This is a genomic window from Myroides sp. LoEW2-1, from assembly GCF_009767705.1.
GTDB lineage: Bacteria > Bacteroidota > Bacteroidia > Flavobacteriales > Flavobacteriaceae > Flavobacterium > Flavobacterium album_A.
In genome coordinates this window covers 1-23,859 of the sequence record NZ_WSPP01000090.1, presented here as the reverse complement: position 1 = coordinate 23,859, position 23,859 = coordinate 1, and the positions used below count along the sequence as shown (strand labels likewise).

13 protein-coding genes are annotated in these 23,859 nt (G+C 35.5%); 10 read left to right on the top strand and 3 right to left on the bottom strand.

All coding sequences use genetic code 11. The features are described 5' to 3' along the window. Positions 1 to 190 precede the first annotated feature (190 nt). A complete protein-coding gene (locus tag GOQ24_RS06505) occupies positions 191 to 1,381 on the top strand; it encodes a hypothetical protein (protein ID WP_160339343.1) in 1,191 nt (396 codons plus the stop codon). 55 nt (positions 1,382 to 1,436) lie between these two features. Here the strand turns inward: GOQ24_RS06505 and GOQ24_RS06500 are convergent, their stop codons facing one another. Together GOQ24_RS06500 and GOQ24_RS06495 are read right to left on the bottom strand one after the other, a co-directional pair. Beyond that, positions 1,437 to 1,976, bottom strand: coding sequence for a DUF4136 domain-containing protein (locus GOQ24_RS06500; protein ID WP_160339342.1), 540 nt, complete (start codon positions 1,974 to 1,976; stop codon positions 1,437 to 1,439). 21 nt (positions 1,977 to 1,997) lie between these two features. Beyond that, positions 1,998 to 3,986: a urocanate hydratase gene (locus GOQ24_RS06495; protein ID WP_160339341.1), complete on the bottom strand. Its 1,989-nt coding sequence runs from the start codon at positions 3,984 to 3,986 to the stop codon at positions 1,998 to 2,000. Between the two features lie 312 nt (positions 3,987 to 4,298). On the opposite strand from GOQ24_RS06495, the gene GOQ24_RS06490 reads away from it, so the two are divergent. Genes GOQ24_RS06490 through hemL form a run of 3 tightly spaced genes read left to right on the top strand, consistent with a single transcriptional unit; the run spans position 4,299 to position 7,388 of the window. After that, complete coding sequence (locus GOQ24_RS06490) at positions 4,299 to 5,180, top strand: 1-aminocyclopropane-1-carboxylate deaminase/D-cysteine desulfhydrase (RefSeq protein ID WP_160339340.1); 882 nt, start codon at positions 4,299 to 4,301, stop codon at positions 5,178 to 5,180. 7 nt (positions 5,181 to 5,187) lie between these two features. Further along, a complete protein-coding gene (locus tag GOQ24_RS06485; RefSeq protein WP_160339339.1) occupies positions 5,188 to 6,105 on the top strand; it encodes a glucosaminidase domain-containing protein in 918 nt (305 codons plus the stop codon). A gap of 2 nt (positions 6,106 to 6,107) precedes the next feature. Next, complete coding sequence (gene hemL, locus GOQ24_RS06480) at positions 6,108 to 7,388, top strand: glutamate-1-semialdehyde 2,1-aminomutase (protein WP_155092799.1); 1,281 nt, start codon at positions 6,108 to 6,110, stop codon at positions 7,386 to 7,388. 487 nt (positions 7,389 to 7,875) lie between these two features. On the opposite strand, the gene GOQ24_RS06475 is transcribed toward hemL, so the two are convergent. Further along, positions 7,876 to 8,475 carry a ribonuclease HII gene (locus GOQ24_RS06475; protein WP_155092800.1) on the bottom strand — a complete coding sequence of 200 codons (600 nt, stop codon included), beginning with the start codon at positions 8,473 to 8,475 and terminating at the stop codon, positions 7,876 to 7,878. Between the two features lie 357 nt (positions 8,476 to 8,832). Here GOQ24_RS06475 and GOQ24_RS06470 point away from each other — a divergent pair, with 357 nt between their 5' ends. From GOQ24_RS06470 to GOQ24_RS06445, 6 genes are all read left to right on the top strand, one after another. After that, entirely contained in the window at positions 8,833 to 12,072 is a 3,240-nt protein-coding gene (locus GOQ24_RS06470) for a SusC/RagA family TonB-linked outer membrane protein (protein ID WP_160339338.1), read from the top strand. 11 nt (positions 12,073 to 12,083) lie between these two features. Next, the gene (locus GOQ24_RS06465) at positions 12,084 to 13,661 is read left to right on the top strand and encodes a RagB/SusD family nutrient uptake outer membrane protein (RefSeq protein WP_155092802.1); all 1,578 of its coding nucleotides are present in this window, start codon (positions 12,084 to 12,086) and stop codon (positions 13,659 to 13,661) included. 391 nt (positions 13,662 to 14,052) lie between these two features. Further along, positions 14,053 to 17,109, top strand: coding sequence for a SusC/RagA family TonB-linked outer membrane protein (locus tag GOQ24_RS06460; protein ID WP_160339337.1), 3,057 nt, complete (start codon positions 14,053 to 14,055; stop codon positions 17,107 to 17,109). Between the two features lie 5 nt (positions 17,110 to 17,114). Then, complete coding sequence (locus tag GOQ24_RS06455) at positions 17,115 to 18,593, top strand: RagB/SusD family nutrient uptake outer membrane protein (RefSeq protein ID WP_160339336.1); 1,479 nt, start codon at positions 17,115 to 17,117, stop codon at positions 18,591 to 18,593. A 388-nt stretch (positions 18,594 to 18,981) separates the two neighbouring features. Then, on the top strand, positions 18,982 to 22,212 hold the full coding sequence (locus GOQ24_RS06450; protein WP_160339335.1) for a SusC/RagA family TonB-linked outer membrane protein: 3,231 nt from the start codon (positions 18,982 to 18,984) through the stop codon (positions 22,210 to 22,212). An 18-nt stretch (positions 22,213 to 22,230) separates the two neighbouring features. Then, positions 22,231 to 23,757: a RagB/SusD family nutrient uptake outer membrane protein gene (locus GOQ24_RS06445; RefSeq protein WP_160339334.1), complete on the top strand. Its 1,527-nt coding sequence runs from the start codon at positions 22,231 to 22,233 to the stop codon at positions 23,755 to 23,757. Positions 23,758 to 23,859: the final 102 nt, after the last annotated feature.

The following is a 23,859-nucleotide window of genomic DNA, read 5'->3' as shown; positions in this document are numbered from 1 at the left end:
ATTTTACATTTTCTTTTACCAATGTTTGATTAATTTAAAAATTCAAAGAAAGCAGTACGAGTAAGCATTTCTATTGGGTTTAGAATTTAGATAATGATACAATATGTCACATATGCTTTGAAAAGTAAAATTATAATAGTTTGAAAATGTTTAAATTTATATAGAGAGAAGAACCAAATTATATATAAAGATGAAAAAAATTTTAATGTTATTCCTACTTGGTATTAGTAGCTTTTTTCTATGGACCTGTTCTAAAGATAGTGACTCAGATGAACGTGAAAATGCGAAGTTATTTGTTGAAGTAAACGCTTATGAAGTAAAGGTAGGAGAAAAGGTTTACTTTACAGTTACTGCTAATAACATAGCAATTAAAGATGCTAAGTTATATATGAGAGAACAACAGATATCTAATCCATATCAGTTTAAAGAAGAAGGAGTGTATAATGTATTTGCAAGAAAAAGCGGTTATGATCAGAGTGAAAATGTGACAATTAGAGTAGTAAGTGACAATATTCAAGCTATTGATTTGACAGTGGACAAAAGTAGTATTTACGTTGGAGAAACGGTGACTTTCAGTGCCAAGGCAGGAAACGATATATTGAGTAATGTAACTATTAAAGATCAAAATGGCTCACAAGTCGAAGGTGTTAAATGGACTGCTAATCAATCTGGTAAGTTTAAGTTTGTAGCAACCAAAGATGGCTATAAGATGTCCAGAACTGTTGGAGTAGAAGTCAAAGAACGACCTAAAGGGGAGCCGAATACTATTTACATTAATAATAAAGTTTATAAGATTGATGCCAACCGTACACTCTTGTATGCCGAAACGATAAAAGGTGCTGATGATGTAGATCTTGTAAAATTGAATAAGACTACGACATCTGAAGGTGAAGTAATTACTTTTGCAACTTATTTCATTGATGTAGTAAGTGAAGATTTTGCCGTTGAAGGTAATACTGTTGTATCAGGTGCAATAGCGAGAATTTGGAAAGTGATCATTCAAGAAGAGAATCCTGAGGTAGCAATTTATCCTGGTGAGAATGAAATGTTGGAAATTGACTTACAGGGACTTATCGTTTCTTCAGATCACCAAGAGACAATGAATACAAATGATATTAAGAAGTTTAGTGTTCTCCTTCGTGATTTTATTGATCATAATGGTTTTGTATCACTTAATGTCATTAATACTTTTGCAGGGGTGATTTACGATGGTAGAGTACAATCTATGATGTCGTATGACGTGACAGAATCAAGAGCTAATCTATCCCTTGAGTTTAAAGATAACCGTAAGACAGTGCAATTTTCTAAGGACTATTTCAAAACTTTGACATTCCCAAAAGAGTATAAGAAATTAGAAAGTCGTAAACTTTTGAGTAAATAAGTAAACTAATAAAAAAAGCACGTTGTGAATTTACAACGTGCTTTTTAATACCTTCTTATTTTGTAGGAGGAAAAGTAGATAAGACTTTTTGAGCAAACTCTTTAATTCTCTCCTCTTTTTTTTCTGATTTTTGATTTGGCGTAATCAATCCTATTCCGGTTCCTTGCCAAACTAAGCTCTTGTTTTTAGTATCAAATATATCGATGTATAAAGTACCTTCTATATGAGTAGAAATATTTGTGTTTTGCGGTCCCCAATAAGGTCCATATCCATAATAACCCCATGGGCTATAGTAATTACTGTGAGTGACATTTACGTTTTTAGTTGCTAAAGTGAAAATACTGATTACAAAATCAGGATTGTCATTCGACTTAACAAAACCTTTTGCAGTTAATTCAGCATCAATTGAATTTAAGATACGCTTTTTGTCTATGTCATTAATTTGTGCAGCATCGACACCTTCTTTTAAGAAAGCATAAGTTTTGTAAGCTGTAAAGTTAGCTGACTTATCGTAATCTGTGTTTACTCTGACACTGCTACAGGCAGCAGTCAAAAGCAAAGCAAATGCAATGGGAATAAACTTAATCAATTTCATATCTAACGTTTTTTTAGTTGTTTACTTTAATAAACTTTCGTCAACAAGATTTGGAATAGTCACTTTTAATAAAGGTTCAACTTCCATCGCACGTTTAATTGCAAATATAGCCTCGTCATTGCGAGCCCAACTTCTACGAGCGATTCCATTATTTACATCCCAAAACAACATTGACTCTAATCTTTTTTGCGCTTCGACTGTACCATCAAGTAACATGCCAAATCCACCATTAATCACTTCTCCCCAGCCTACACCGCCACCATTGTGAATAGATACCCATGTAGCACCTCTAAAGCTATCGCCAATCACATTGTGTATCGCCATATCAGCTGTAAACTTTGATCCATCATAGATATTTGAGGTTTCTCTATATGGGGAATCTGTACCTGATACATCGTGATGGTCTCTACCGAGAACAACAGGTCCTATTTTGCCCGCTTTGATAGCGTCATTAAACGCTTTAGCAATGTTAATTCGCCCTTCTGCGTCTGCATATAAGATACGTGCTTGCGAACCGACAACTAATTTATTCTCTTGAGCTCCTTTTATCCAACGGATATTATCAGCCATTTGTTGTTGTATTTCTTTTGGAGAGTTTTTTATCATCTCCTCTAATACCTCACAAGCAATCTCATCTGTCTTGGCTAAGTCCTCTGGTTTACCAGAAGTACAAACCCATCTAAATGGACCAAATCCGTAATCAAAACACATTGGACCCATAATATCTTGTACGTAACTTGGGTATTTAAAATCAATATTATTTGGTGCCATCACATCAGCCCCTGCTCTTGATGCCTCGAGTAAGAATGCATTTCCATAGTCAAAAAAGTAGGTGCCTTTTGCCGTGTGTTTATTGATAGCAGTAGCTTGTCGTCTCAGTGATTCTTGTACTAATTCTTTAAATCGAGAAGGATTATTAGCCATAAGGTCATTAGCATCTTCAAATGACACTCCTACAGGGTAGTATCCTCCAGCCCAAGGGTTGTGTAATGATGTTTGATCTGATCCTAAGTCAATGTATAAATTTTGTTTATCAAATTCTTCCCATATATCCACGACATTTCCTTGATAGGCAATAGAAACAACTTCTTTGTTCTGTTGCGCTTTTTTAACGCGTACAACCAATTCGTTTATATCAGTAATCACTTCGTCTACCCATCCTTGAGAATGTCTTGTATGCACAGCTTTTGGGTTAACTTCAGCACAAACTGTAATGCACCCCGCAATATTTCCCGCTTTTGGTTGTGCTCCACTCATACCTCCTAATCCTGAAGTAACAAATAGTTTTCCCGCTAATCCCTCTCCATTCTTAGAGATTTTTCTACCGCCATTCAACACAGTAATCGTCGTTCCGTGTACAATACCCTGTGGACCTATGTACATATAACTTCCTGCAGTCATTTGTCCGTATTGTGTTACACCTAAGGCATTAAACTTTTCCCAATCATCTGGTTTAGAATAATTAGGGATCATCATACCGTTTGTAACGACTACTCTTGGAGCGTTTTTATGAGAAGGGAATAGTCCCATAGGGTGACCTGAGTACATAACTAAGGTCTGTTCATCTGTCATTTCTGACAAGTATTTCATCGTCAGAAGATACTGTGCCCAGTTTGAAAATACAGCTCCATTACCACCATAGGTAATTAACTCATGTGGATGTTGGGCTACTGCATAGTCAAGGTTGTTCTGTATCATTAACATGATAGCTCTTGCCTGTAGGGAGTTACCTGGGTATTCCTCAATAGGACGAGCGTACATCTTATAGTCAGGTCGAAATCGATACATGTAAATTCGACCATATTTTTCAAGTTCTTCTTTAAACTCGGGAATTAGTGTAGCGTGGTGCTTGCTATCAAAGTATCTCAAAGCATTTTTTAGCGCTAATACGCTCTCTTCATTGCTCAAGATTTCCTTTCTCTTTGGTGCGTGATTTACACTAATGTCATAAGTTTTTGGTTGAGGTAATTCACTTGGAATACCTTGTTTTATAAGTTCTTGAAATGTCATTACAATAGTTTTGTTTAGTTTTGATAATTATATGGACTAAGACATCACATAATGCAGAGTATTTTTTACTTTTGCCGTAGTTGTGACATTTAATCGCAATGTTTAATTTCTTGGCTGTAAGATAATAATAATTTGTTTTATTTCTATTCTTATATCGGATTGATACCCTTGAAATTAATAATAAAACACCTTTAATATTTCGTATTTAACATTACTTTAGATTTAAAGTTTGGGTAATGGCAATTTTAAAGCGTGTGTAAGCGTTAAATTTCTATATATTGTATATTTAGTTTGGGTTTTATTTTCTGAAATATGTTTGAGAAAGAAAAGGTGTATAATGAAGAATTGCTGTTAAATCTCTCCAAGGGGATTCAACTAATTGTTAAGCGGGAAGACTTATTGCACCCAGAAGTATCGGGTAATAAATTTCGCAAATTAAAATACAATATAGCTGAAGCAAAGCGGTTAGGATATAGCAAACTTTTAACTTTTGGAGGAGCCTATTCGAATCATATTGCTGCAACAGCTGCTGCTGGACGTATTTTAGGATTACAGACAATAGGAGTGATAAGAGGAGAGGAGCTCAAGACTAAGTACAAGGATAACCCTACGCTATTTAAAGCGGAGCAAGATGGAATGTTGTTTGAGTTTGTAACGCGAACGCAGTATAGAGAGAAGAGTGATCTGTCCTTTGTCAATTACCTTAAACAAGTGTATGGCGACTTTTATTTGGTGCCCGAAGGAGGGACAAATGAGTTGGCTATTAGAGGTACAGAGGAAATATTAAAAGAGGAAGACAAAGTCTTTGATTATATTTGTTGTGCGGCAGGTACTGGAGGTACAGTAGCGGGAATTATCAATGCCTCTACTGAACGACAACAAGTTTTGGGTTTTCCTGCTCTCAAGGGTGACTTTCTGTTTGATGAAATTAGAAAGTATACAAATAGGACAAATTGGGATCTCATTTTAGATTATCACTTTGGGGGCTATGGCAAAGTAACTCAGGAGTTAATTGATTTCTTGTTGAATATAGAGAAAAAGACAGGAGTATTGTTTGATCCGATCTATAATGGGAAGATGCTATTTGGCGTACTCAAAATGATTGAGCAAGACAAATTTCCCGAAAATAGCAAAATACTGCTCATCCATTCTGGTGGGTTGCAAGGTTGGAATGATATTATAAAAGGTGAATAAGTAATATATGTTGAAAAAGGTTTTATTGTTAACAAGCATTCTTTTGCTTGTAAGTTGTGGTTCAAAGAGGAGTACTCTATCTGGGAAGAAAGTACGCACAAAAGAGCTTGTTTCTAAGGAACAATACAGAGCTGATTTGCGCAAAAAAGAGGAACATAAACAGACGAAAACAACGGAGTACAAACGCGTAACAAGTAATAGCGATCAATCGCAAGTGTTAGACGCGACGTCTTCTGTCGTTGTCACTACTGATCTAATTCAAAATTATATTCTGACTTACAAAGGTATTGCACAAGATAATATGGTGAATCACGGTATCCCGGCGAGTATTACTTTAGCTCAAGGCGTTTTAGAGTCTGGTTCAGGACAGGGAACACTTAGCCGCAATGCCAATAATCACTTTGGTATTAAGTGTCATAAAGGATGGGAAGGACCTTCTGTACGACATACAGATGATGCACCTGATGAATGTTTTAGAAAGTACGACTCACCAACCGAATCATATCGAGATCACTCTATGTTTTTGGTAGGGAGAAGTCGATACAGCGATTTGTTTACACTGCCTAAAGACGATTATAAGGGATGGGCAAGAGGATTAAAGAAAGCTGGATACGCTACAGATCCAAAGTATGCAGATAAATTAATTAGCCTTATAGAGCGTTATTCACTGAGTGATTACGATAAGGAAATGATGGATATTATGGGATTGCAAAGTGGCGTTTACGAAGATACTTATGTAGAAACGCAGCCTGTTATCCCTCAAACAAAAGTAACTACAAGTAGCAAAAAAAGTCATGTAGTTAAGAAAGGAGATACATTGTATTCTATCTCCAAAAAATATAATATGACTGTTTCTGAACTTCAAAAAATGAATAAGATGTCAGGAACAGCTTTGTCAATTGGTCAAATCTTAAAAATAAAATAATTATGTTGTATCAAAGAAGTAGTCAGTTATTTGCTGAAGCTGAGAAAGTAATTCCCGGTGGTGTTAATTCGCCTGTAAGAGCTTTTAAATCTGTTGGAGGTACACCGATTTTTGTAAAGAAAGCGAAAGGGGCTTACTTGTATGATGAAGATGGGAATCGCTTGATTGATTATATCAACTCATGGGGGCCTATGATTTTGGGACATGCTTATGAGCCAGTAGTTAATGCTGTGATTGAAAAAGCAAAATTAGGGACTTCATTTGGTATGCCTACTGAGATTGAAACGAAAATAGCTGAATTAGCAGTGTCAATGGTACCTAATATCGACAAGATACGATTTGTAAATTCTGGTACAGAAGCTTGTATGAGTGCGATTCGCTTAGCTCGTGGTTTTACGAGTAGAGAGAAGATAATCAAATTTAAGGGATGTTATCACGGGCATTCAGATTCATTCTTGATTTCGGCAGGAAGTGGAGCAGTGACTTTTGGATCGCCTAATAGTCCTGGTGTTACGCAGGGAACAGCCAAAGACACTTTACTTGCTATTTACAATGATTTAGCAAACGTACGTGCTATTTTGGAAGCAAACAAAGAGGAAGTAGCTGCGATTATCGTAGAACCTGTAGCGGGGAATATGGGTTGTGTGCCTCCGAAAAAGGGCTTTTTAGAAGGTTTAAGAGCACTGTGTGATGAGTTTGGAGCATTGCTTATCTTTGATGAGGTTATGACTGGATTTAGGCTTGCAAGAGGTGGAGCTCAAGAATTGTTTAAGGTAAATGCCGATTTAGTTACTTTTGGAAAAGTGATTGGAGGAGGATTGCCTGTAGGAGCTTTTGCAGGTCGTGCTGAAATCATGAATTACTTAGCTCCAGTTGGCCCTGTTTATCAAGCTGGTACGCTATCTGGTAATCCATTAGCAATGGCAGCTGGTTTAACTATGTTGCAGGAAATCGAGAAAGATTTAGAATTGTTCTCTCGCTTAGAGGAGAAAACTGCTTATTTAGAGAAAGGTCTTCGTCGTGTGTTAGAAGCTAATCACGTAGATCATACAATTAATCGCGTAGGGTCAATGATATCAGTATTTTTCGACAAAAGAGAAGTCGTTGATTTTGATACCGCAGGGTATGGTCACAATGATACTTTTAACAAGTTTTTCCACGGCTTACTTGCAGAAGGTGTCTATATTGCTCCATCTTCTTATGAAACGTGGTTTATTACTGATGCGCTGACTTATGAAGATTTAGATTATACGATTAACGCGGTAAATAAGATTTTTGCTTAAGTTCTACTGAAGCGATTTAAAATACAAACTGAGAGGTAATCACTGTGTAGTGGTTACCTCTTTTTTGTTGTGATAAGAAAGGCTGAACCATTGTGAAAAACTTTACTGTTTTAAATAGCTAAAAGAGAAAGAAAAAGCAATAGAAGAAAAAAACAAGCGACACGAACTTGTATCGTTGCAATAGGAGTATAAAACCAAATGTACAGTTAAAAGCAGGATTATAAACAATAACTGTACAGCTATATTAGGACGAGACAGGGATTTTAGGGGGTGGTCGGTATATGATCGCATAGTGGTCGCATACTTTATGCGCAAAAGTATGCGACCACTATGCGATCACCCTGTGACTGCTATGCTATCAATTCCTCCGAAATAGCCAATGTGAGAGGATTGTTTCAAAGTGGATTTAAGGAATAAGTTGTCTTGATAAGCACTAAATTTTATATAAAAAAAGATGCTCGTGGAGCATCTGTATTGGGATTGTTCGTTAAAAATCAAGTTTTAATTGATCGGGAAGCAGTTTGAATGACTTTCTGTGATACTTACAAGGTCCAAATTTTGCTATGGCTTCTCTGTGTTCTTTTGTAGGGTATCCTTTGTTTTTCTTCCAATTGTACATGGGAAATTCCTCGTGAATTTGATCCATATAGTCATCTCTATATGTTTTAGCTAAGATAGAGGCAGCTGCGAGGCTAAGGTATTTCATATCGCCTTTGACAATGCATTCATAGGGCAATTCGGGAATGGGTGTAAATTTATTTCCGTCAATAATGAGAAATTCAGGTTTGGGTGTCAGAGCTAAGACAGATTGCTGCATAGCTAAGATAGAAGCATGCAGGATGTTGATTTCTTCAATTGTATCCTCATATATGTGAGTAACCTTATACGTCAATGCCTTTTCTTCAATCACTTGTCTTAGTGAATACCTGAGTTTCGCTGTAATTTTCTTTGAGTCATTAACAAATTCGTTTTCAAAATCTTCTGGTAGGATTACTGCAGCAGCCGTTACAGGACCAGCAATACATCCTCTACCTGCTTCATCAGTACCCGCTTCTAAGATTAATCCTGAATAATTTTTTAGTAACATTTTATAAAAGGTTTGTGAAACAAAGATAGAAAGAGATTGAGGCATATGAAGATTTTATTAGGTTAGTGTAATGTTAAAATTAAGTTTTGTTTAAGGTAAATCGGGTTTATGGAAAGTTTTTTTAGTTAAAAGTATTCTCGTTTTTTTATTTTGTTTGTGATAATATCACTTTTTGCGAATTACAAATGTTTATTTATTCTTATGTAGAGATGTTTTTTATATAATAATTTAGAAGTTTTAAGTATTTTATATTAATAGTTTGATAATTGAAAACGGTCTTGATGTTAATAACTATGAGGGTTTGTTAGTTTTTAGATTACTTTTTTAAGTTTGTGAACTAACTAATTCAATTTAATAATGATATCAAAGTTTAAATGGACTTTAGCGCTATTTATGGTGCTATTTGTGCAAATTTCTTTTGCTCAAGTAAAGACATTGACAGGAGTTGTCTCTGAGGGGGGTATGACTCTACCAGGAGTGTCTGTTATTATTAAAGGGACTCAAGAAGGAACACAAACGGATTTGGACGGAAAATATTCCATCCAAGTAAAGCCTGGAGATGTTCTTGAGTTTTCTTTTATCGGTATGAATAACAAATCATACACAGTAGGAAATGCTACGACTTATAATGTAGAAATGACTTATGACGACGGAATGTTAGAGGAAGTAGTTGTTGTTGCCTATGGTACTGCAACTAAAGAATCTGTAACAGGGGCTATTTCGGTTGTAAAGTCAGATGATATTACTAAGCGATCTTCTTCAAATGCTGTTTCAGCTTTAGAAGGTGCATCTGCTGGTATTCAAGTGAATAATACTTCAGGTCAGCCTGGTTCTGAGCCAGAGGTTCGTATTCGTGGTTTTACATCTTTGAAAGGAGAAGTAAAAGGAGTTGATGCTAACGCACCTTTATACGTAGTAGATGGGGTTCCTTATGGTGGTAATATTTCTGATATTAACCCTGCGGATATTGAAAGTATGTCTGTTTTGAAAGATGCATCTTCTACAACGTTATATGGTAATAGAGCATCTAATGGGGTAATTATGATTACTACTAAGAAAGGTTCTAAAGCTGGTGTATCTTTTAACGTGGATATGAAACAAGGTGTTTATACACGTGGTATTAAAGATTACGATCGCATCGGACCAGATGACTTCATGAATGTAATGTATGAAGGTTATAGAAACAGTCTTTTAACAGGAGGAAAATCTTTTGATGAAGCTACGGCTTTAGCAAATAGTGGATTGATTAAAGACTTCTTAGGTTTGAATATTTACGACAAGCCTGCAGATCAATTGTTTGAAAATGGTCAATTAAGATCAGATGCTCAAATATTAGAAGGATACAAAAGTGATTTAGATTGGTACAAACCAATTGAAAGAACGGGGTATTTCCAAGATATTAATATGAATGGTAGAATTGCTAACGAAAAAGGAGGAGCATACTTTTCTACAGGATTCTTAAACAACGAAGGATACTTTAAAAAATCTGATTTCAAACGTTTTACTGGAAGGTTAAATGCAGATTATAACGTAAACGATTGGTTAAAAGTTGGAGCAAATATCTCTGGATCTCATCAAGTATCGAATGGTGTTCCAGCGGATAGAGACAATACTAACAACTTTACAAACCCATTTATGTTCGCTCGTAACATTGCGCCTATTTACCCTGTTCACTTGCATAATGCAGATGGTTCATTTGTAAGAGATGAAAGTGGAAACAGAGTTTATGACGATGGTACTAAAACAAGAAATCAGTTTAAAGGTAGACACAATATTTGGGAGAACGAATTGAATTCAATGGAAACAATTCGAAATACCATGAATGCTCAAGTATTTGCAGATATTAAGTTTTTAGAAGATTTTACTTTCTCTATTAGAGGGGATTTAAATACAAGTAACGCTGAAGATCGCAAATATGAGAATGCTATTATCGGTGATGGTTCAGGAACAATTGGACGTGGACGTCGTGATATTAGAAGATATAAAACGTATACAGCGCAACAATTGTTGAACTGGAACAAAGATTTAGGAAATCACAATCTTCAAGTTTTATTAGGACACGAAAATTACAGTACGGAAAGAAGTACATTATACGCTATCAAATCAGGAGAGACTTTCGCAGGATTACCTGATTTCGTAAACTTTAGTGAAACAACAAACTTATTAGATTATACAGATGTTTACCGTACAGAAGGTTACTTCTCTCGTGTGAAGTATAACTATGATAATAAGTATTTCGTAGAAGGATCTTTCCGTCGCGATGGGTCATCTAAATTCCACAAAGATAACAGATGGGGTAACTTCTGGTCTGTTGGAGGTAGCTATATCATCTCTAACGAAAATTGGTTCCAATCAAGCGTAATTGACAATCTTAAAGTTCGTGCTTCGTATGGTGAAGTAGGTAACGATCAAGGTGTTGATTGGTATGCATATCAAGATTTGTATGCGATTGTTAAGAATGGTGGTAAACCAGGTGCTTATAGATCGCAAAATGGAAATAAAGATCTTAAGTGGGAAACTTCTTCTTCATTTGGAGCAGCTGTAGAAACAAGATTGTTTAACCGCATGAATTTGAGTGTGGAGTATTTTGACAAGCGTTCACAAAACTTATTGATCGACTTTAACTTGCCACTTTCTACTGGAAGTACATCTACTGGAAGTGCTGAGGCATTAATCACAAGAAACGTTGGTGTTATTACTAATAAAGGTATTGAGGTTGCTTTTGATATCGATATCATCAACAATCACGATTTAAGATGGAACTTTGGTGCTAACGCAACTTGGTTAAAGAATAAAGTTGCTTCTTTACCAGCAGAAAATAGAGAGGCTGGAATTGTTAGAAATGACTACCAAAAAATTGCAGAAGGTAAGAGTGTATTTGAATTTTACTTATATCAGTATGCTGGTGTAGATCAAATGACAGGAAATGCTTTGTATGAATTAGATACAGATGTGTACACTGCAACAGGAGAAGCTGGTAAAAAACAAGTTGAAGATCAATATTTAGCTCAAATTGGAGACAAATATTACACTACTTATACAACTTATGCGCGTAGAGATTGGTCTGGTAGTGCATTGCCTAAAGTAAATGGTAGTTTTAATACTTCATTAAGCTATAAAAACTTCTCTTTATCTGCTTTGTTTACGTATAGTATTGGTGGGAAAGTTTACGATACTTCATATTCAGGTTTAATGAATGTTACATCAAATCCATCAGCTTTACACAAAGATATTTTAGGATCTTGGACTGGTGCTCCTGAAGGAATGACAGAAACATCTCCTAACAGAATTGATCCTAATGGAACTCCAGTAATGGATTTTGATAGATCAAGCTATACAAGTGGAACTTATTCTGATAGATGGTTGAAAGACGCTTCTTATTTAGTGTTCAAGAATATTTCATTGAGCTATGAGATGCCGAAAGAAACTATGGAGAAGATGGGGATTAACGGATTGCGTTTTACTGCAGGAGTTGAAAACGTTTTAACTTTTACAAAACGCAAAGGAATGAATCCACAACAAACTTACAATGGTATTCTGTATGATGCTTATGTTACTCCTCGTACATATACATTTGGTATTAATGTTGCATTCTAAAATTAACGAAAATGAAATTTAAAAATATAAAATACTTTGTACTTGTTGCTGCTATTGCTTTAAGTGGTGCTTGTAGTTCAGACTATTTGGATACTTATCCTACAGATGAAGTTTCTCCAGAAACTTTACTTAAGGACACAAAAGGTATTAAAATAGCTGTTAATGGTTTAGCAAAATTGATGGTTACTCAGCATGTGGGTAGTCAAGGATTTAATGGTGAAGGAACGATTAAGATGTATTATGGGGAATACATGGGACAGAATTTCCGTGTAAACTTACCTGGTTGGAAAAATCTAATCGTTGGAAACTTTTATGATAATGTTTCTTCGGTTTACGATTATTATCCATGGCATTATTATTATAAAATAATTGCAGATGCAAATACTATTATTGAGCATGTAGATAGTGCTGAAGGAACTAAAGATGAAAGACAATACTTAAAAGCTCAAGCTTTGGCATATAGAGCTTATAGTTATACGATGTTATCTCAAATCTATGGTTATAGATGGGATGATTCGAATAATGGAAGTCAAGCGTGTTTAGTACTTCGTACATCGGAGAATCAACCTGCAGAATTACCTTTATCTCCTTTAGCTGATATTTACACGCAGATTTATGCTGACTTAGAAAGCGCGATTAGCTTATTCGATGAGAGTAATTACGATCGTCGTGGTGAGAATCACTTGATTGATGGTACTGTTGCGAAAGCTATTTTCGCAAGAGCTGCTTTAGCTAAGAAGGATTACGACACAGCTAAGAAGTACGCTTCTTTAGTGAAAGAGGAGTATCCATTGATGACTGTAAAGCAATACCAAGAAGGTTTTGCAAATCCTAATCAAGAGTGGATTTGGAGTAGTCATGGTGCTTCTGATGAGCAATTATTCTATTTCTCATACCAAGCGTATATGGCGTATAACTCATCAGCTACTGCTGTTCGTAGTTATCCAAAACGAATGGCTAAAGAGCTTTATGAAACTATTCCAGAAACTGATATTCGTAGAGAGTTATTCTTAGATCCAACTCCATTTAACACATATAATGATAAAGGTGTACTTGTAGATGGAGTGTACGCTCTTGATTCAGGTGTGACTGAAAACGGTTCAGAGATGGATAAGTTAGCAAGAGATAAATTCCGCGATCTTAACCCTGCTGCAACGGTAGCTGCTTATATGCAGTTTAAGATCAAAGCTAATGATATGCCAGGTGTTGGTCACTTGAATCATTTTAGAGTTTCTGAAATGTATTTAATTGAGGCTGAAGCTGAACATTTCTTGGGTAATGATAGTGAAGCTGCAAAGATATTAGTTGAATTGACTAAAAATTCAGGTAGAGATGAAGCTTACACTTGTGATAAATCAGGTGATGAGATGTTTAAAGAAATCGTGAAATACAGAGGAATCGAACTATGGGGTGAAGGTTTTGACTGGTTTGATATGAAGCGATGGAATTTAGATATCAATCGACTTGAAGGTAAAGAAGGTGGAAACTATCCAGCTTCATTAGCAGGTAAGATTGACGCTCAAAGTTCACATAAATGGACTTGGAGAACACCAAATAAAGAAGTTGACTTTAGTTCAGAATTGAAATAAGACAATTGATATTATTAGATAGAGAAGAGTCACAACATTTGTTGTGACTCTTTTTTTGTTTCAACCAAGTTGGTTTGGGTTTAGTAGGTTTTTCTTGTGATTTCCCACTGTGTCTATTCTTCTTTTAGGCATTTTTCCAGAGAACATTCACTGGAGTTAGTGTAGATATTAAAATTTAACAGTGTTTTGAATATTTACATTTATTGTGATTTACAGATGGTATTTTAAGGATTATAAGTATTGTTTTTTGCCTGTGTTTTTGTGTTTTTAATAAAATATGTTTGATATGTGTAATTGTATATATGTCTTTCTGTGTTAAAGTTTCAGTTTTGTTGAATTTTTAGCACGATTTTTTCTTGTACTCTTCCTCAAAAACTAATTCAATTTAAATATGAGATCAAAGTACAAATGGATTTTGAGTATACTCTGCTTGTTTTTCTTTCAAGTGGGTTTTGCTCAACAAAAAACTTTGACAGGAACCGTAGTAGAGGATGGCCTTTCTCTACCAGGAGTTACTGTTATTATTGAAGGGACCCAAGAGGGTACTCAAACTGATTTGAATGGTAAATATTCTATCAGTGTAAAACCAGGCCAGACGTTAATCTTTTCTTTTATCGGTATGAAAGATGTTAAGTATAAAGTGGGGGCAGCTTCATTTTATAATGTACATATGGTCGCTGCAGGAGAAGAATTAGAGGAAGTTGTTGTTATGGCGTATGGACAAACTAAAGCTAAAAACGAAATCACAGGTAATGTGGTAGCAGTGAAGGGGGAAGTTATAAGTCAAACACCTGTAGCATCAGTTGATCAAGCGCTTCAAGGACGTGTAGCTGGTTTGCAAATTGCTTCTACATCTGGGTCACCTGGAGCAGTACAAAATATCCGTATTCGCGGACGCAACTCTATGTCGGCTAATAATGAGCCTTTGTACGTTGTAGATGGAATGCCTATTATTACTGATAACTTATCTGGGGCAGTTGACAGCGATGGAGTTGCAACGGGAACTTCTTTGTCAGCTTTATCTGGTATTAACAGTGACGACATCGAATCGATGACTGTGTTAAAAGATGCTGCTGCGACTGCTGCTTATGGTGCACGTGGTGGTAATGGAGTAATTTTGATTACTACTAAAAAGGGTAAAAGAGGAGAGCCTTCTTATAGTTTGAAAACAAGTGTTGGTTTTCAAAACTTTGCACGTAAAGGACCAAAATTCTTATCAGGAGAACAAAAGAAAGAATTGTGGTTAGAGGCAAATATTAATTCATTTGGTAAAGAAGAGGGTTTCAATAAAGACAATGTTTGGGATTGGTATGTAGGAGATTATGGTAATGATGGATTAGTGCAATGGGTAAACAATGGTTCAGTGAACAACGATTGGCGTAAAGCTGTTAAGAATCAAGATGCTTTAGTAACTTCTGTTAGCTTAGGTGTAAATGGAGGTGATGAAAAGGGTACTTATTATGCGAGTTTAGGGCATGATAAATATGAAGGAGCAGTTATTGGTTCTGACTTTAGAAAGGTAACAGGGTCATTTAATATGACGCGTAATCTGAATAAAAAGTTGGATATTACCATTGGGGCTAATGTTTCGAACATTAAGCAAAATGGTATTATGGAAGGGGGAGCGTATTTTTCTAACCCTAACTTGACAGGGATGTTTATGAGTCCATGGGCACCGATTTATGCGGAAGATGGTTCGTACAACTTGGACACGCCTGCAGGGTTACACAACTCTCTATATACGAGTAAACACAACTCAATAGTGAACGATATCACAAGAGTAATATCAAATAATGCTATTGGTTATAAAATATTAGATGATTTAAAATTTGAGTCAAGTATTGGTTTGGACTATACCTTGTCAAACTATTCTCAATATTATAATCCTATACACGGGGATGGTAAAGCTTATAAGGGGTCAGCTTCTCAAGATGAAAAGCGAATCTTTAACTATGTTTGGCAAAACTCGTTGAACTACCGTTTTTATTTAGGGGATTCACATCGCTTCAATGTAAAAGGAGTTATGGAGTACCAAAAGAATAAATTCAATAGATTACAAGGTAGAGGAGAGGTATTACCTCCAGGAATGGAAGGTCTTGGAACAGCAGCGGCTAACTTTACGACATTTGCTGATTACTACGATTGGTCACAGTTGAGCTATTTGGGAATGTTAAACTACGACTACCAAAATCGCTATTTATTGGATGTAACTTTCCGTAGAGAAGGTTCTTCAAGATTTTCAAAAGACGAGCGTTGGGGGAATTTCTTTGCTGTAGGTGGTGCATGGAATATTAGTTCAGAGGCTTTCATGGATAGTGCACATGCAATTAGCCTATTGCGTTTGAGAGGGTCTTATGGTACGACAGGTAACTCAACTATCAATCCGAATATGTATATGCAGTTGTTAGAGCCTGGTACATATAACAATGAATCGGCTATTATTGCTTATCAATATGGTGGACCTTTGGGATGGGAAAAACAAGAGAAATTCGATACAGGAGTTGAGTTTGGATTCTTTAATAATCGCTTAACGGGAAGCTTTACTTATTTTCAAAGTAAGAGTAAAGACCTATTGTATCAACGTCCATTGTCTATGACTTCTGGGTATGAAGCGCAATGGATGAATATTGGAGATATGACTAATAGAGGTATCGAGGTAGAACTGAATTATGATCTATTTAGAGGAGATGACTTTAACTGGTCTATTGGTGGAAACGTTGGAACAGTAAAGAACAAGGTAACTAATATGCCTGTGATAAACGGTGAAACGGTTAAAGTTTTGGGAAGCTATAATGCGATTGAAGAAGGAAAAGCATATGGTACTTGGTATTTAAGAGAATATGCGGGTGTAGATGCTCAAACGGGTAATGCACAATGGTATAAGGCAGATGGTACTAAGACGACAAATTACAACGAAGCAGAGGTGCGATACCAAAATACAAGTGCTCTTCCTAAAGTAACAGGTGGTGTTAATACGCACGTTGATTATAAAGGGTTTTATATGGATGCTTTATTTTCTTTTGCAGCAGGTTATTCTGTGTACGATGGATGGGCTTCCTATACAAATACAGTTAATTCACGTTCACTATATACCTATAACGGTACTACTGAGTTGATGGATAGATGGCAGCACCCTGGTGATATTACAGATGTTCCTCGTGTATCTACAGGAGGTAATGCTAATTATACTTCACCAAGTACGAGATGGCTGTACGATGGAGATCATATTCGCCTTAGACAATTGACATTTGGTTATAACTTGAAGAAAGAAGCTGTTAAATTCATTGGTGTAGATGGAGTGAACTTAGCTGTATCTGCTATGAACCCTTTCACTTGGGTGAAAGATAAAAGATTGAAATGGGATCCAGAGGTAGATGCTACAGGATTTGTAGAAATGGCTACCCCACCTTTGAAGTCTGTGATTTTTACGTTAAATGTTAAATTTTAAAAGCAATGAAAAAGATATTTAGAATATTGACGGTTGTTGGTTTTCTCGGAATAGGTGCGATGACATTTACGGCTTGTTCATTAGATTCAGAACAATCAAATTACAAAGATGGTTCAGAGCCAATTAAAACAACAGAAGAGTTAAAAGCAACTGTGAATGGTGCATATGCAAGGATGACAGCTGAATTCTACTACGGTAGAGATGTCATCGTATTTTCAGAAGCAAGAGCTCCTTATATGTATTCGTCTGACCGTACAGGGCGCTTTGGAAATGTTTCGGGTTTTGCTTTGTTGCCAACTCATAAATATGCCGTGGATACATGGTTGCAAATTTACCGTGTAATTACGAATGCAAATAAAGTTATTGGAGCAGATGTAGAGGGTAGTGCTATTAATAATTATTACAAAGGGCAAGGTTATGTAATTCGCGCGTTGGCACATTACGACTTGGTTCGTTTGTATGGTGAGCAGTATGTAAATGGTGCAGGGGTATCTGCTTTAGGAGTACCTTATAAAACAGATCCTTCTAATGCTGATGAAAAAATAGCTCGTGCTACTGTAAAGGAGAATATGGAGCGAATTTTTGAAGATTTAGATCAAGGTATAGTTTATTTGAAAGAAGGTAGAGATAATGGAGCTGAAGGGAATAGTCTTGTGAAAGAGCGCATTAACTATGCTGCAGCATTAGGTTTGAAATCTCGTATCGCTTTGTTCTTTTCTCAATTTGACAAGAGTAAATTGGATGTGGTAATTGAGTCAGCAGCAGAGGCGATTAATAACAAAGGAAATGTTGACGTTTTGCCAAGATCAGGTTATTTGGATGGTTATAAATCGGAAGGTGTTATGACAAATTCTCTTTTTGAATTAGCTCAATCAGGAACAGATAATCAGTTTACTGCAAGTTTGCAATATATTTATAGTATTGGTACTTCAGGTGGGTATGGTGATCTTCAATGGAATTATGCTACTGTAGATACAGTATTTAATCCAAAGGATGGAGAGGATATTCGCGCAGAAGTAATCAAATTAGATGGTGCGAAAGATACGGAAGCACTTAGAAATACAGGTAAGTATGTAAGTAGATCGTCTAATATTCGCATGTTGAGAGTAGAAGAGGTGATGTTGAATTACGTTGAGGCTCAGTTGCAAGGAGCGTCAAATGGAGATGCAGCTGTTGCTTTAGATTATATGAACCAGATTGAAGGTAAGCGCGTAGTGTTTAAAGAGAACGGTACTGAGAAGCCAAAAAGCTTTAGCACTATAACGATGGACGATTTAAAAGATGTCCGTCAGAAAGAATTGATGTTTGAAGGTTTTGGATTTGAAGATGCAATGCGTTGGAAACTACCGATAACAAATCCTAAAATTATCGCTAATGAAGATATTGGAGATTCTATTGAGTTTGGCAATCCTTTCTTGGCGTTTCCAATTCCTCAAAAGGAGATTAATGTTTCAAAACTTGAACAGAATCAAGCTTATAAATAAGAGACTTTCTTTTTAAGATATTCGTATAAAAAGCAGTGGTAATTCCACTGCTTTTTTTGTTTTAAGGAAGTTTGTTGATTTTTTATGTGGTCTGAAGTTACTTTATGTCAATTATATAGGGTGATTTTTCATTTGCTTTGACAAAAAAAGGCGTTTTTTAAAAAAAATAACCTTTAACGTATTGTTAGTAAGATGTATTAAAAACGGGTAGTATTGATTTTATTTTCATCAAATGTGTTAAATAGTTATTGTGTTTTTATTTTTATACGTTTAGGCTTAGTTATGTATTGTTGTTGTATTTGATTTATGTAAATTTTTTGTGAATTAAACTTAATTATTATATAAATATTTTGTTAGTTTTGTTGAACTAACTAATCAATATTTTAAGATGAAATCAAAGTACAATTGGTTTTTGAGCATCTTGCTTGTGTTATTGGTGCAAGTGGGATTTGCTCAAGAGAAAACTCTTACGGGAGTGGTACAGGAAGATGGACTTACTCTTCCTGGGGTATCCGTTGTGATTGAGGGAACTCAGTTTGGAACACAAACGGATTTAGACGGTAAGTACTCGATAAAAGTAAAACAAGGACAAACACTTGTCTTTTCTTTTATTGGTATGAAAGACGTTAAGTATAAAGTGGGGGCAGCCTCAGTTCATAACGTAACGATGGGAGCTGATGAAAGTAATCTATTAGACGAAGTAATCGTTGTAGGTTATGGTACAGCAACTAAAGAATCGTTTACTGGTTCTGCTACACAAATTAGCAACAAGAACATTGAAAAGAAAAACGTATCAAATGCTGTAGCAGCTTTAGCTGGTGAAGCAGCAGGAGTACGTGTAATTAACACTACAGGTCAGCCAGGAGCTGAGCCAACTGTTCGTATTAGAGGTTTTGGTTCTGTTAATGGTAACAGAAGTCCTTTGTATATTGTTGATGGTGTTCCTTTTTTCGGAAATGTTAGTTCTATTAACCCTTCTGATATTGGATCGATGACTGTATTAAAAGATGCATCAGCGACTGCTATTTACGGTTCTCGTGGAGCAAATGGTGTTGTTATTATTAATACGAAATCTGGTAAAGGAAAAGATTCGTTTATTGAAGTAGAAGCAAGAACAGGTGTTAACTGGAGAGCTTTGCCAAGATATGATGTAGTTACCTCGCCAGAACAGTATATGGAGTATGCTTATGAGGGACTTACTAATTATGGTAAGATTAAAGGAAAGTTTGATGATCAACAAGCTAGAGAGTGGGCAGGTAAAAATTTATTTAACCAATCTTATGGTATACATGCACGTTACAATATGTGGAATGTTGCAAATGGGACTGAATTGATAGATCCTGTAACAGGACAAATTAGAGACGGGGTTACTCGTAAATACAATCCTGAAGATTGGAATGACTATGCTTTTAAAGCGTCTTACAGAACGGAAGCAAACTTAACAATGGGTGGTTCTTCAGAGAAAAGCTCTTATTTTACGTCTTTAGGGTATTTAAAGGATGATGGTTATTCAGTAAATTCTGATTATGAGCGTGTTTCAGCACGTTTAAATTTACAGCATAAACCAAAAGATTGGTTAGATGTTAAAATGAACATGGGATATACTCATGCTGAAAGTAACAATGCTGGACAGTCATCAGATTCAGGAAGTGTTTTCTGGTTTACTGAGAATATTCCTTCTATTTATCCTCTGTTTTTAAGAGATGCAGATGGTAATAAAAGACAAGATATCTATGGCGGATATGAATACGATTATGGATCAGGGAGAGGTTTTGGTGCTTTGACTAATGCTGTAGGTGATGCTATTTATGGTAAAGACAAAACAACACGTGATGAGCTTAATGCTAATGTGAACTTTAATGTTGACCTTGCTGAAGGTTTGACTTTTGAAACTTCAATTGGTGGTCAATATTACAATAGATCAAGAGATTTATTAAATAGTGTTTTCTATGGTTCTGCTTCTAGTATGGGAGGATCTATCTATAAGACTAAAAATGAGTTATTTACTTATAACTGGTTAAAAATGCTTCGCTATAAGAAAGCATTTGGTGGTCATGGATTTGAAGTTTTGGCTGCTCATGAGAATAACTCTTATGAAATGAGAGTTAATCAAATTAGTAAGAATGGTTTAGCTCACCCTAATAGTGTAGAGTTAAATAATGCTGCTAACAGTACTCCTACAGCTGGTTGGACAGATAAGTCTACTATTGAGAGTTACTTTGCTCAATTAAATTATGATTACGAAGGTAAGTATTTCTTATCGGGAACAATCAGACGTGATGGTGCTTCTAAGTTTAAGAAAGATCAATGGGGTACTTTTGGATCAGTAAGTGCTGCATGGGTTGTAAGCCGTGAGAAGTTTATGGAGAATCAAACATTGTTTAGCAATTTAAAGCTTAAAGCAAGTTATGGTTTGACAGGAGATCAAAAGTCTTATGTAAGCATTGCTGGAGTTGATGTTGAAGCATTCCACCCAGGAGAAAATTTATGGGAAGTTTGGAATTACAACGGGCAATTAGCTATTTATGAAGATAAAGTGGGTAATGCTGATTTAACTTGGGAAAAATCAAAGATGTTCCAAGTTGGAGTTGAGTTTAGTTTAAGTAAATATCTTGACGTTAACGTTGATTACTATAATAAAAGAACTGATGATTTGATTTTTGATCGTCGTGTAGGTCCATCAGCTGGATACGCTATGATGACTGTTAATGATGGTTTGTTATCGAATCAAGGTATTGAGTTTAATGTAACTGGACATTTATTACAAACGAAAGATGCTTTCATTGATTTATCTATCAATGGAGAACACATTAAGAATGAAATGAAACGTATGCCGATTGATCCTGCTACAGGAAAGCAAAAACCAATTGACATTAGTACTTATTACGGACGCGCAGTAGGACATTCTTTAGGAGACTTCTATATGAGAGAATGGGCAGGTGTTGATCCTGAGAATGGTCGTGCACAATGGTACACTTATTCTTATGTTGATGCAGCTGGGAATAAGCAGTTTGTTGGATCTTTAGAAGATTTTAAAGCAACAAATCCTGATTTAGTGGATAAATTAACAAAAGAGAAGACTTATTCGTACAGTGAAGCTACTCAGCAGTATGTTGGTAAATCAGCGATTCCAAAATTAAGAGGAGGTATTAATTTAAATGCTGGATATAAAGGATGGGAATTATCAGTTCAAATGTTGTATAGTTTAGGAGGATATGCTTATGATGGTACTTATGCTGGTCTAATGGGGAATGATAAAGTAGGTGGAAATAATTGGCATAAAGATATTGATAATCGTTGGCAAAAGCCTGGAGATATTACAGATACTCCTCGTTTATCAAGTAATGCTGATGCGAATGTTGCATCTACTTCGACACGCTTCTTAACAAAAGCAGATTATTTGAGCATTAACAATATTCGTTTAGGTTATACACTTCCTAAAACTTATGTGAAACAACTTGGACTTGCAGATATTAGCTTCTTTGTTTCAGGAGATAATTTATTCTTGTTTACAAAACGCAAAGGATTTAATCCTGCAATATCAGAATTCGGTTCAAGTAGTACATATGCTTATGCTCCTTTAACAACTGTTACTGGTGGAGTAAAAGTTAAATTTTAATTCCTAAAAATGTTGAAAATGAAAAAAATAATAATGTTAGCGCTTGGAGCTGGTTTGTTTTTAGGATCATGTTCTAAGGATTTTTTAGATGTTAGCTCTACAAGATATCTTTCTAAAAGTGATATGGATAAAATCTCTGATTACTCTACTCACTTGAAAGATGCAACTCTATATGGACTTTATGCTTATAATATAAAAGCATTCGCTGGAGGAACTACTGGGCATGATGATTTTGGTCAGAAAGGTTTTGATATTTATACAGATATGCTTTCAGGTGATATGAACTTGAATAGTAATATCTATGGTTGGTATTCGAATATTGCTAATTTCTCAGAAATGGAGAATTATGCATCAAATCCCAATTACAAACCTTGGAGATTCTACTATTTTATGATTCGTAGTACTAATCAAATTATTGGATCTCTTGCTGGTGAAGATGGTACAAAGATTCCAGAATCTAATAAAGATAAAGTAGTTTTGGCTGAGGCTAAAGCAATCCGTGCTTATATGTATTATAATTTAGTGAATATGTATACTCTTGGATATGATGCTAACCAAAAAGTTTTACCAATCTACAAAACTGCAACTCTTATTAATCAGCCTTCTAAACCTACAAAAGAGGTTTATGAATTTATGGTTAATGATCTAAAAGAATCAATGGAATTATTCGAATCTGCAAATGCAACTGAAACTAGAATTGATCGAATTACTGTTGACTATATGGTAACTAAAGGTATTCTTGCTTATGTTTATGCAAGTCAAGGTGATGCTGCATCTTTGGTAGAATCGGCTAGATTGTCGAAAGAATTGATTGACAGTGGAAATTATCCTTTGGCTACGAAAGAAGGTCTTTTAAAAGGATTTAATAAAACAAGTGAGAATCCTAACTGGTTATGGGGTGGTCGTATTACTACTCAAACTGATTTGGATTTAGTATCATGGTGGGGACAAGTAGATGTGTTTACTTATAGTTATGCTGGTGTTGGTGATACCAAAGGTATGAGCAAAGAGCTTTACGAGTCTATTAAAGATGAAGACGTTAGAAAGAAGCAATTTGTTTTTGACAAGGTGACTGACAATAATGGGGAAACTGAGAGTTTCGGTGATAATGCTTATATTCCCGCAGGTAAATTCTATGCAGCTACAGGTAAATTCCATTTGAAACAAAGAATTATTGAGTCAGATTATGTTTTTATGCGTATTGAGGAAATGTATTTATTAAATGCGGAAGTTAATGCAAGACTTGGTAATGATGCTGATGCAAAGCAAGTTCTAAAAGATATGCTTGATATTAGATTAGGTGATACTTCTTTTGTAGATGGTTTATCTGGTGATAAACTTGTTGACGAGATACTACATCAAACGAGTATTGAACTATGGGGAGAAGGAAAGATATATGCTGCAGTTAAACGTAATAAAAAGTCGTTTACTTATGGATCAAATCACCTTTCTCATCCTAAGCAAACCTTTAATTATGACGATCCACGTTTGACTTTTAAAGTTCCTCAATCTGAGCTTTTAAATAACCCTGTGTATAATGATTAATAATTAATAGTATCAATTAAAGCCATCCTTAGGATGGCTTTTTTTTTGATTAATAGTACATATTTCGGGTCTCTTTCTCTGTCTTATTATAGTGTTATTAAC